This window comes from Acinetobacter sp. 802_lipA, assembly GCF_058242885.1.
In genome coordinates this window covers 1675815-1688962 of record NZ_JBZAYP010000001.1, presented here as the reverse complement: position 1 = coordinate 1688962, position 13148 = coordinate 1675815, and the positions used below count along the sequence as shown (strand labels likewise).

At 40.6% G+C, this 13148-nt stretch carries 3 protein-coding genes and 2 pseudogenes; all 5 read right to left on the bottom strand.

The features are described from left to right. Window positions 1–201: 201 nt before the first annotated feature. Window positions 202–350: pseudogene (locus AC4CU3_RS08395) on the bottom strand (IS3 family transposase); the annotation flags it as partial. A 191-nt stretch (window positions 351–541) separates the two neighbouring features. Further along, complete coding sequence (locus tag AC4CU3_RS08390; protein ID WP_044108666.1) at window positions 542–3757, bottom strand: tyrosine-type recombinase/integrase; 3216 nt, start codon at window positions 3755–3757, stop codon at window positions 542–544. Next, a pseudogene (locus tag AC4CU3_RS08385) lies at window positions 3741–5621 on the bottom strand (hypothetical protein); the annotation flags it as partial. The pseudogene AC4CU3_RS08385 and the gene AC4CU3_RS08390, both read right to left, overlap by 17 nt. 19 nt (window positions 5622–5640) lie before the next feature. After that, a protein-coding gene (locus tag AC4CU3_RS08380) for an IS4 family transposase (RefSeq protein WP_490738091.1) occupies window positions 5641–6731 on the bottom strand; the annotation gives its coding sequence in 2 pieces (ribosomal slippage) (window positions 5641–6191 and window positions 6191–6731; 1092 coding nt in all). Window positions 6732–6764: 33 nt separating this feature from the next. Further along, complete coding sequence (locus AC4CU3_RS08375) at window positions 6765–13148, bottom strand: cadherin-like domain-containing protein (protein WP_490738092.1); 6384 nt, start codon at window positions 13146–13148, stop codon at window positions 6765–6767.

Genomic DNA, 13148 nt, shown 5'->3' with positions numbered 1-13148 from the left:
AAGCAATTTATGAATTTATCATTTCGATCTGTAAAATAGCCCTACTTGTATGAGAAATGGGTGTTCAAATTGTTGTTGATTTTGCATTGAACCGTACCGGGTTTGTCGGAGACTTTTTTATTTAAGTTAGGCCACCTGACCTAACGTGTTAATCTTATCATCGAACATTTTTTCAAACACAAAAGGTGGCACATAACCTAGCGCACTTGTACAGCGCGCAATAACATAACTTCTCGTTGCAGTTATTGCCAGACCTTACGAACGCCATATCACCCCGAACTTTCTTTCCAAATTCGTTTGATTCGCTCAGCATGATGAAAATCATGTAGACCTCGTTTTGCTCGATGTTTCCTTGCGAAGCGATGCTTCTTATCTCAGGGAAAGTTGGTCTCCGACAAACACGGTACGATTCATTCTGCCGTATACGTCTTGTGTTTCTTGCTCATGATAAACTCCTGATGAGTATGTATAGTTTACCAAGTTAAAACCTCTTGTTTTTTCAGCACACATCATTTAGATAAGGCAGCAACGGTTAAATTATTTAATCGCATGTAGTGATTTTTAGACCTTCAACTTGCAGTTCAAGAGATCGAGGTCTGCCAATACAAGCTAGATGTAAGCAAAATTTAAATGCGGCCAGTGCTTTGGCATCTTTTGTCGAGTAAAGCTGGAGACGAACATAATCTTCTTGAGTCGTAGGATGCTCTGTTGTGCTCGATTTAGCCAGCTTCAGTAATAAAGGTTGTTTCTTTTTATCTAGCAATTGTACCAAGTCTTGTCCAAGCAAATGCCAAAATTGATGGGGAAACAGGTCTTTTACCTTGCAATAAAATGATTCCAATTGATCAATTTTATTCCAGCGATAATGAATGCCGGTATGCGAAACTGTAACACGACTTAAAAATGTCTCAAGCACCGCTTTTATTTGATCTGGCTTTTTTTCAAAGATATTTTGAATATTTTCAAAGAAATAGTTCCTTGCTTTGCGCTCTTCAGCGGTATCTATCATCGAGGGTTTCAAAGGTTTATCCAGATGATTTGTGTTGTTGAGATCAAATAACCTTGGGTTGTTTTTTTGAGACTTGAGTTGGCCCAGTTGTTTGGCATTTTCATACCAGTAGTTAACCAGTTCGACAGGTAAACTCATTTCTTGTGATACCCGATCTGGATCATGATGAATTTCCAGTAAATTTAGGCACTTAAAAAACCATGCAAATGAAACTTTGGATTCTTTTGTTCCCGCGAAATATTTAAAAAAATCATGATGCTTTGAGTTAAATGAAACCTCATCTAGAATGTCTTCTACGTTACTTTTTAACCAGTCAGTTTGATCGTTGAGTAACTGCTGACTTAAATGACCAGCATGCTTTTCGAAATTGAATGGAGCAGAATCTTTTACTGTGTTTAAAAATTTGAAAGAAGGTAGGTAGCCCATCATCTTTTTTGCCAGTTGAGTATCGATGTCTGGGTGATATTTCAGTATTTTATGCCCAGCAATCAGGTAGCTTAGATGAATATAACTTTTAAAAGTTTCTGTAGGGTCAATGTGACCCAGTAAATGGGCAATCATAAACCAATGATTTTGACCATGTGTATGACGGAGTAACTCTGTCCGAATGGACTGATATTGTTCTTCAGTATAATCCGTCAGATTCTTGACTAGGGGAGCGTAATCGCAGTTGAGCAGAACGGATAAGTGATTGGCAGCCGTGTGTCGAAATGAGTGAAAAGAATAATCATGAGTTTTAAAAAGCTCGTTCATAATCATTCTAAAAGGTGTTGTCACCGTATGTTTGTTCAGCTTGCTATTTTCATTCCAATTACGGAATAAGTATAAGTTTTGCTGATTGAGTAAACGTTGCTCGACTACATGATTATGAAATAGTTGATATTCATCGGTTTTTAATAAGCAATACACAGGAACTTTGCGTTCAGCACTATCTGTTTTAAGTTGATGTAAGTTTCCTTTCTTTTTTGAGCCGTAGGGCTGAATCCATACTGATAGACGACTCAAACCCTCGATATCCCGCACACGTAAGCCCAGAATTTCATTAATACGCATACCGGTTCGGTAAGCTAAGATATAGATGATTTTTAATGTTTTATACATATTTTCTTGACTATCAGAACCTGCAAATAAGACATCTAACTTGTTCATGAAAGCTTGATAAGTCAAAGGGCCAATAATACGGGCTCTAGGCCTATTTTGTATGGTGAGTGATTCTAATTCGAGAGATTCAGCTTCGAAAACTGTTCGTTGAAAGCTATGGAAGCGCTTCAACATCCTGCTGGTTTGACCTCTGGATTTTTTAAATTCAGGTTGGCCTGCTTCATCTGCGAGACGGGTGTTCGTAATAATTTGTTGGTAGATCTTCGCTAGGTTCGTATTCAGATCATCTTCGCTATCTAGATATTGTAAGGAATGGGTGAGCCAGGGCTCAGCAATACGGGAGTAATAAGTGTAAATCGAACTATCTGCTAACGGTCTATTCTGCTGAAACGCTTTTTGAAATTGGTTTACGCAAAAATTAAAACGTTCAGCCAGTTGCTGAATCTGTTCTAATTCTGGTTTATAAAGGCTGATGAGCCATAAGGCGACACGTTTACTGTACTCATTAAATTTATCAGTATTTTCAAGACAATATTTAATGATTAATACATCAATGGCTTGATCAGTTTGTGATGTACGAATCAGTTGTAAAAGGTCTTTGTGAATCTTTATAACATCATCCAAAGCTTGCTGAATGTCATCATTGGAGTAAGATTTACCCACAATAGATGGTGATTTTTCTACATCTGAATCAGTAAGAGTGTCCTGCTGATATTTAAATTTTGGATGAAGAAATCTTTCAAATTCTATTTCTGATAAGCCACAGGTTGCAGTATTTTCTATAAGACATTGTGAGAGAGCAGGATCAATGTCAACTTTCGGGAGTTGCATCCAGTTAAAGTTGGCGTAGTCGCGTAATAATTTATAAGTTTTAAGATTAAATGGTAACTTAATCTTATTAAAAATAAGCTGTAGATAATCTTCTACATTCTGGTTTACTGTACGAATATTTCTGCTATTAAAATGAATTAACCATAAGCGGGTGATTTGATCAGGAATAAAATTACGCGATTTACGAATGGTTTTTTCATCAATAAATAGATCTCCATAAGAGGGAGAGAGCGGTTCTAAAAATATAATGTTCAGATCTTCGATCTTTCTGATTTTTGCCGGATCTTTTAAGTGTTCAAGCAAAGCTTCTAAAGACGCTTTTTGATTTAAGCCGGAATAAAGCATGGCAGAAATAACAATATTTCCAATGATTTCATCATCAGAAAATGTCTTGCTATCTTTTGCTAGAATCCAGTAGTCCCAAAGCTTATCAAGAACTTCATCAACCTGCTGTCCCTTCTCGATCCAGTCCATGGTAAAAACTGGTTGATCACGCTTCATCTCAAATGTCAGATTCGGTAGGGGCAAAGTCTCACGACGATTTAAATTGATTTGCTTGATATATGACCGAAAAAGCTCATGTGCATATTTTTTCCAGGCCAAGCTTGGAGCTTTGCGTTTAATAAACTCATAAATTGCGGGATATAAGGATTCAAGATGTTCTTTTTGTTCTAGTTCTATTTCTTGGAAATATTGAATTAATTCCTTTTCTACATCCGATCGAGGAGATTTCTCTTTCTCAAGACGAATTTGTTTTCTACGATTTTCTGCATATAGTGGTCGAGCTTGCTTAGTTCGTTTATTGGATGAGGACATCGAGTTCAATACCGGTAATTTGAAAATGATCTTTCATTTGTTCAAGAACATGGGCAATGCTTGAATATTGTGAAATAGATAAGCTGGAATAAGGATGAGCAGCTTCTTGCTGCATCGGTTCATGACCGAATAAAGCTAAAATTTCAATTTCGCTAATTTTATGGCTGAGAAACGCACGGGCAGTATGCCGGTGCCAGTTTTCATGTAGCAAACTTAACTCAGGGTTAGATTTTTTTATAATCGAAGGCCTTAAGGGGTACCATTGACCATCCTGAAAGATATTCAATAGTGGGAGCTTGCTCTCTAAAATTTGTTGAATATGTTGTGGAATTTCTGGCTGACTAGGAGCAATTTGAGTTTTAAAATAATGTAAAAAATCTATGAATTTCTGGAGTTCTTGTACAACAAAATGACCTAGTGGAATTAAACGTCCATAGCCTTGACGCCCACCCACCTCCTTATCAGAAACCATGCATATTTTTCTTTTCAGGTTAAAGCTTTTTAAAAAACCTGGAAATTCAGCGACGGGTCGTGCAGCAGTAAAGAGCAACAAGAAATGCCACATCCACAGATTATAGTGATTAAAAATTGCTATCCAGTCGTCTTCTTTTTGTGAAATTATTCTGAATTTGAGAGTGGCAAAGATATTTTGAATCACATTTGAAGTAGGTGCTTTGCGGCTTCCAAAGTTTTTTTCTGCAGCATATTCAATATTCTGGTATTCATCGGATAACGACTCACACAGCTCTTTTAAAATTGAGACATATTCAGTCTGTAAAGTCAGGATATTTTGATGACAATAAGAAGTAGAAGAAGACTTATTGGCATCAATACCAGTGAGAAGGTCAGCAAGCTGTTTATTTCCAGTGCGTTGCAAAATAGTCTGATGTAAAAGAGAGCCAATTCTTATTAGTGATAATTTTGGAATATAAAATTTGGCTCTCAGCTGTTTCAAATGTTGCTGAAGGTCCTCTTCCTTAACGGGGTCACCGTCTCGCAGAGATTCAATAAATGAATTCGGGATCGGGATGTCCAGATGAACTGTTTGGTTGAGCAAGCCCTCTGGATAAGCAAAATCCTTATTTTCAAAAATTGAAAATTTACTTCTCAGATAATATTGTCCATTGCTTTGCTTGATCTGTTGGCGAGCATTTAAATTTTTAGCACGTTTACTTTGTAGACGGAGCCACTCCTGGATTTTATTTCCTGTCAGAAATGACAGCATCAGGATCAAGGATGCCTTCTTTTTTTTGATTTCTTTATCCTTGTCTTTAGAGTCTTCTTTAACCTCAACAATGTAATTTTTATATAGTTCAGTAATTAGGGCACTTATGCTTGTGGTATTAGGAAAGAGGCTGCTGTATGGCAGCAAATGTTCTTTCCGTTGAATATGTTTGGCAACCAGAGGCAGCACATAGCTTTGGCCGGATTCTGAATATGCAGCAAGGGGGGTAACGATGGTTGGGTCTACAAGTATTTGACGTGTATCTTGGTCATCTAATTGTTCTTCTATATTAAGAGCTTTAGACTTTTGACCTTTTTTAATTTCTGAACTTTCTACAATCAGCTGATCTTCATCTAAAAAATCATGTTGAAGTTGAGTCTCGATGCTCGCTTTGGCAATTTTGGCCTTATTGTTTAAAATATAAGTAAATGTAATGCGTAGATTATTCAGTAGATTTTTTTCAAAATCATTGGATGGATCTGTATTGAAATTACTTAAATATTGAACAAATTCAGTTAACGAAAGCGTAGGATCTTTAAGATGCTTTTCCCAAAGGATCATGTATTCGCGTGTATTTTGATATTCTTTATCGGGATTCAGAACCCTATTGGCCACACGGAAGCGTTGAAATAAGCGTTTTCTCTGTACACGACAAATTTCACAGAACCCTTATCCTATCAGGATTCTGCCTTCTTAAAATTGCCAAAATTTCCTTAAACTCTTCTTTTTTCCCAAAACCAATTAAACGCTGAATCGCCATTTGAACATAGTCTAAACCATAGCGAAATAAACTCATTGAGAGTCGTCCATGCTTCTTTATTTTTATCGCTTTTTTTTGATCATGTTGCCATTCACCCGTTAAGTAACACCAACAGAAGCTTATAGCTAACACCGCAATCAATTTTTTCACTCGTCTAGCGTCTGTCAAGCGCGTATTTTCAAGATTGAATCCTCGTCCTTTGAGACAACTGAATAAGGTTTCAATTTCCCAGCGTAATGCATAATCCTGAATAGCATTGGCATTAAACTGAGGAGAAACGACGAGTAAAAGCTCTCCATTTTCTAACTGTAGTGCACTCATATATAGTTTCACCCGACCAACCAAAATCCGTCGTTTACGACATTCAATTTGACCAAGTTGAAGATGGCGAAATAAATCACTAATTTTATGATTCTTCCCTAAATGATTGGTGACAATGAAGTTTTTTTAACACGAATGCAGAAGTTGATGTCTTGTTCAATTAACCATGTAAACCACTGCTCACCGATAAACTCTCTGTCTGCGAACACATTCACAATACGGTCTTTACCAAAAATGGATATAAAGCGTTGAATCAAAGCAATCCGCTCTTTCGTATCTGAATTTCCACGTTTATTAAGCAATGTCCAAACGATAGGTATCGCTATTCCACGATAAACGATCGCAAGCATCAGGATATTAATATTTCGTTTTCCCCATTTCCAATTGGTTCTATCTAAAGTCAGTTGCACTTGGTCGAATGAAAACATATTGAAAATCAACCGAGAAATTTGACGATAATCAAAATACTGACCTGCAAAGAAGCGCTGCATACGTCGATAAAATGATTGTGGTAAGCACTTGATGGGCAAGGCTTTAGATGCAGAAGAAAGATTACATGTTTGCTTTAAAATAATCACAAGCATGATGAGCGCAAAGCACTTTAAATGTGACTTGTTCCATTTTAGAGATTTGTTTAAGATAAGATATAACTCATTGAGATGTGTCATAGTATTCGTCGTTAGAAAACAATTATTATGACATTATTTCAATGAGTTATCTATTTTTGTCGTGTACAGAGCTGTATCTGTTACGGTATGACCAGTACCCGCAGTTGAACCACCCGCAAGACCACTTTCATTGACAGTATTGCTAATTGGGGCTGGTGTTAGATTGACATTTGCCACATTAATCGTAAGCGTTGAATGAGTTAAATCACCATCCGCATCACGTACCGTATAAGTAAATACATCCTGTGCATCAGCTGTTACTGCATCAGCGGTTGATACATAGGTATAACTGCCATCGGCATTTAAAGTGATATAGCCATATTGGCCATCTATCCTGCCTCCAACGCCACCAGCGCTGTTCGTTGCAGTATCACCCGATACCACACCAACCACTGCACCAGTATTCACCCAACCATCTGCGCCAGCAGTATCATTTGTTAATACACCGTCAGCAGCAAGTACGCTCAGCACACCACCTTCACTAAGGCTACCAGTATCTGCCACAGCAGTCGGAACATCATCAATCACTTGTACAACCAGACTACCTGTTGTGGTTACCCCTCCTGCATCTGTGACACTCAGTGGAATGCCACTCAGAAGTAAACCATCATTTCCAACAACGCTATGTGTCTGGGCGTTGTTCAAAGTATAGGTATAACTCAAACTACCTGAAGTTGGGATACCACCTACACTGCTATTTGCCGTAAAACCATTTAGAACGATGGTTCCACCAACGACGTTGATCGCTGCCGATGGGTTGCTGCTACTCAGTGATTGTAATTGTGAAAGGCTAAAGGTCTGTCCGCCTATGTTAATACTGCTTAAGCCATCTCCTGCATTGATCTGAATCGTTCCACTGGCAGATTCGCTCGCTGCACTTGCATTGCTACCTGTACTTAGACCACTTTCATACACTGTAATCTGACCACCAACACTGCTACCGTTCTGATCGTTCGGTGTAATGCTTGGTAGGCCATCGGTATGTCCGTTAATGGTGATGGTAATGGTCGCTGTCGATTTATCTCCATCTCCATCGGTAATGGTGTAGCTAAATGTTTCTGTGAGCTTGCCTCCATCTTTTAATGCATTCACGGTTGCGTTATTTGGGTCAACGGTATAGCTGTAACTACCATCGCTATTGAGTATCAGTGTGCCGTAGTCACCTGCAAGTCCTGTTCCACCAACATTATCTGTTTGTTCTGTTGTTGAGCTTCCTTTGCTGACTCCTGTCACTTGTGTTGCATCTGCACCTAAACGGTCAGCAACATCTGCACTATTGCTACTACCACCTGTGATCACGTTTCCTTCAAGTGCTGTACCGTCTTCTGTCACTGTGCCTGTGTCAGCTTTCGCTTCTGGGGCAGTATCTGTAATGAGAATGACCAGATCAGTCGCTACTGAGCTTTCATCGGCATTGTCTGTCACTATAATTGGGAAACTATCACTTACGCTGCTATCACCACCGCTGTGGTTTTTGCTGGTGCCACTTTGTTGGTAGCTATAACTGACTTTGCCTGTTACTGGATCATAGTCGGTAAGGGTCAGTGTTCCTTGTGTACCTATGATTGTTTTTGGTGTGGTCGGGGATAGACCCAAGAGTTCGCTGGTCAGAATGGTCGTGACACCAATCGTGATAGATTTCAGTCCATCTGCTGCGTTGACGGTAAACTCGCCTTGTACTGGGGTCGTTGCATTTTCGGCAATGCTGTTCGCACCAAGCGCTGATCCATTATGATCAGTGATAACCACGTTAGGTGCGCCATCGGTATGTCCGTTAATGGTGATGGTAATGGTCGCTGTCGATTTATCTCCATCTCCATCGGTAATGGTGTAACTAAATACGTCTTGGAGGCTTTGGTTATCTTTAAGGGCATTTACATCCGTATTGTTATTATTTAATTGGTAGGTGTAACTACCGTCAGCACGGAGAATTAATGTTCCGTATTCTCCATTCACTGCTGTATTCAATGCGCCATTTGCTACGTGTTCACCTGACGCAACTGTTCCAGCCTGTACTCCACTGACGTTAGCTTTGTCTGCGCCTTGGGTATCAGCTGTATCTCCACTAGATACGCCTCCTGTCAGTACGTTGCCACTGACTGGATTAGGTACGCTGTCTTCTGTAATGCTATTCGTGTCAGGCTTCGCAACAGGTGCGTCATCTATAATCGTAATCGTTACGGTATTCGTTGTACTATTGCCCTGAGCATCCTTAGTTGTATAGCTAAACGTATCCTCAACATTATCGCCATTTGATGGTTTAGTCAGTGTGTATGTGTAATGACCATCTTCATCAATGCTGAACGTCCCATATTGAGTCGAACCATTAGTAACGGGTACTGCTTTGACCTCGGATGGTAGGTTCACTGTATCTGTTACGGTATGACCAGTACCCGCAGTTGAACCACCCGCAAGACCACTTTCATTGACAGTATTGCTAATTGGGGCTGGTGTTAGATTGACATTTGCCACATTAATCGTAAGCGTTGAATGAGTTAAATCACCATCCGCATCACGTACCGTATAAGTAAATACATCCTGTGCATCAGCTGTTACTGCATCAGCGGTTGATACATAGGTATAACTGCCATCGGCATTTAAAGTGATATAGCCATATTGGCCATCTATCCTGCCTCCAACGCCACCAGCGCTGTTCGTTGCAGTATCACCCGATACCACACCAACCACTGCACCAGTATTCACCCAACCATCTGCGCCAGCAGTATCATTTGTTAATACACCGTCAGCAGCAAGTACGCTCAGCACACCACCTTCACTAAGGCTACCAGTATCTGCCACAGCAGTCGGAACATCATCAATCACTTGTACAACCAGACTACCTGTTGTGGTTACCCCTCCTGCATCTGTGACACTCAGTGGAATGCCACTCAGAAGTAAACCATCATTTCCAACAACGCTATGTGTCTGGGCGTTGTTCAAAGTATAGGTATAACTCAAACTACCTGAAGTTGGGATACCACCTACACTGCTATTTGCCGTAAAACCATTTAGAACGATGGTTCCACCAACGACGTTGATCGCTGCCGATGGGTTGCTGCTACTCAGTGATTGTAATTGTGAAAGGCTAAAGGTCTGTCCGCCTATGTTAATACTGCTTAAGCCATCTCCTGCATTGATCTGAATCGTTCCACTGGCAGATTCGCTCGCTGCACTTGCATTGCTACCTGTACTTAGACCACTTTCATACACTGTAATCTGACCACCAACACTGCTACCGTTCTGATCGTTCGGTGTAATGCTTGGTAGGCCATCGGTATGTCCGTTAATGGTGATGGTAATGGTCGCTGTCGATTTATCTCCATCTCCATCGGTAATGGTGTAGCTAAATGTTTCTGTGAGCTTGCCTCCATCTTTTAATGCATTCACGGTTGCGTTATTTGGGTCAACGGTATAGCTGTAACTACCATCGCTATTGAGTATCAGTGTGCCGTAGTCACCTGCAAGTCCTGTTCCACCAACATTATCTGTTTGTTCTGTTGTTGAGCTTCCTTTGCTGACTCCTGTCACTTGTGTTGCATCTGCACCTAAACGGTCAGCAACATCTGCACTATTGCTACTACCACCTGTGATCACGTTTCCTTCAAGTGCTGTACCGTCTTCTGTCACTGTGCCTGTGTCAGCTTTCGCTTCTGGGGCAGTATCTGTAATGAGAATGACCAGATCAGTCGCTACTGAGCTTTCATCGGCATTGTCTGTCACTATAATTGGGAAACTATCACTTACGCTGCTATCACCACCGCTGTGGTTTTTGCTGGTGCCACTTTGTTGGTAGCTATAACTGACTTTGCCTGTTACTGGATCATAGTCGGTAAGGGTCAGTGTTCCTTGTGTACCTATGATTGTTTTTGGTGTGGTCGGGGATAGACCCAAGAGTTCGCTGGTCAGAATGGTCGTGACACCAATCGTGATAGATTTCAGTCCATCTGCTGCGTTGACGGTAAACTCGCCTTGTACTGGGGTCGTTGCATTTTCGGCAATGCTGTTCGCACCAAGCGCTGATCCATTATGATCAGTGATAACCACGTTAGGTGCGCCATCGGTATGTCCGTTAATGGTGATGGTAATGGTCGCTGTCGATTTATCTCCATCTCCATCGGTAATGGTGTAACTAAATACGTCTTGGAGGCTTTGGTTATCTTTAAGGGCATTTACATCCGTATTGTTATTATTTAATTGGTAGGTGTAACTACCGTCAGCACGGAGAATTAATGTTCCGTATTCTCCATTCACTGCTGTATTCAATGCGCCATTTGCTACGTGTTCACCTGACGCAACTGTTCCAGCCTGTACTCCACTGACGTTAGCTTTGTCTGCGCCTTGGGTATCAGCTGTATCTCCACTAGATACGTCTCCTGTCAGTACGTTGCCACTGACTGGATTAGGTACGCTGTCTTCTGTAATGCTATTCGTGTCAGGCGTCGCAACAGGTGCGTCATCTATAATATTAATAACCAGATCACCCGAAGCTGTTTTATCGCCATCGATATCTGTCACTTCCACTGCAAATGTTGCATTGGTATTATCACCTGACGTATTCGCAGGAAGTGTGTAGCTATAGTGGATAGTACCTGTACCAGTTGCCGAATTGTATTCATAGCGTGCAGTTAAACCATCCGAGAATGTTTGATCTGCTGTCGTTAGGGTATGTCCACCTAACTTCACTGCATCTTGAGAAGCCAAACCATCTGGAGAGGTAAAAGCAATTGTACCGCTTGTTGTTTCCTTATCAGTAGATGCTTTAGAGCCACCATTATTCAAACCTGATTCATAGACTTTGGTACTCTCTCCATCGCTCGAAGGAAGCGTAACAAGAGGCGCACTATTGCCAATGACTAATGTCAAGCTAGCTGTTGAGCTATCCCCATCACCGTCAACCAATGTATAAGTAAATACCTCATTTACACCGCCCGGCGTACCTTCATGACGCTCGTAACTATATTCACCTGTGGTCTTATTGAGTATTAGAGTACCATACTGCCCTTCGATCGTCAGCGTTGTGCCATCATCTGTTACCACGTTAGCAGATACATTATCACTAACCACTGTGGAGATGCTCACTCCATCGGCACTAATTTTGTCTGCACCTGTAGCCCCACTACTCGTACCAACACCCGTCAGTACATTTCCAGTTTCAGGGGTAAATTGATTAGCAGCCACATTATCGATGTCGTTTTTGGCAAGTGGTGCATCATCAATAATGCTAATGACTAGACTGCCACTGCTCACAATATTACTTTGATCTGTCACAGATATACCGACTTCTTCCAGAAAGTTATCGGTGTGTGATGCATCGTTGGTAACAGGTTGATCTAGTTCATATTCATAAGTAATGGTGCCACCCGTAGATACGCCATTAAATTCCTGACCATTTGGCGTATAGTCAGTAATGATGATCTTGCCATGAGGCGTGTTGATAATAATCGGTGTAGTTGAGGCATTTTCCAGATCTGTTAGCAAAATATTGGTATCACCAACCGTAACAGACTTTACGCCATCACCAGCCCCAATCGTAATACTACCCGCTTCTTTATTTGAACCCGATGTATCAGTTAAACCCTGTTCATATACAGTAACATGCCCCTGTTCAATTAATGTATCAGTAGTATTGTTCGGATTTTCACTGCCGCCATTTTCATCTTTTATGCTAATCGAAGGATTTGCATCAGGTGTAATTGTGATTACCAATTCCGCTGAAGCGGTTCCACCCTGGCCATCACTAATTGTATAAGTAACTGTTGGAACGGTGCCATTCCAGTTAGTCGCAGGGACAAAGTGATAAGTTCCATCGGCATTGAGCGTTAGCTCGCCAATTTTATCAATTGTAACGGTTTGGCCTGCATTATAGCTTTTCCCCTCCACAACAAATTGAGTAACTGTGATTGCGTTTCCATCAGGATCACGATCATTAGTTAAAACATTGCCATTAACTGGGGTATCTTCAACACCTGTAATTTCATCCTTAACGGCGATTGGCCATGCGTTTTTATCCCCTCCACCGCCACTTCCTGCGGCTGCAATGATGCCACCAATAACAGCACCACCACCAATAATCCATGGCAGTAAAGACCCACCTGCCGCACTAGCAGGTAATAAGACCTCAAGCCCAGGTATTCCCTTAAAACCAGAAACACCATCAAACCAGTATAAGATACAACCATCTTCTTCAAAAACCAGATCAGAATCAACTTTGTCATATACGACAAAGAAGTTTTCGATAAGGACAGTTTCACCATTATTTAACTTTAAAATCAGGTTATTGCCATCACGTAAAAACTCTGCTACATCATTACGATGCATTTTGGTATGGACAATTGATGCTTCTGTTAAAGTGATATGTTGCGTGTTGATAGATACTTTATTTAAAGAATCTTTTTCTACTACAATAAAATTTGTCAT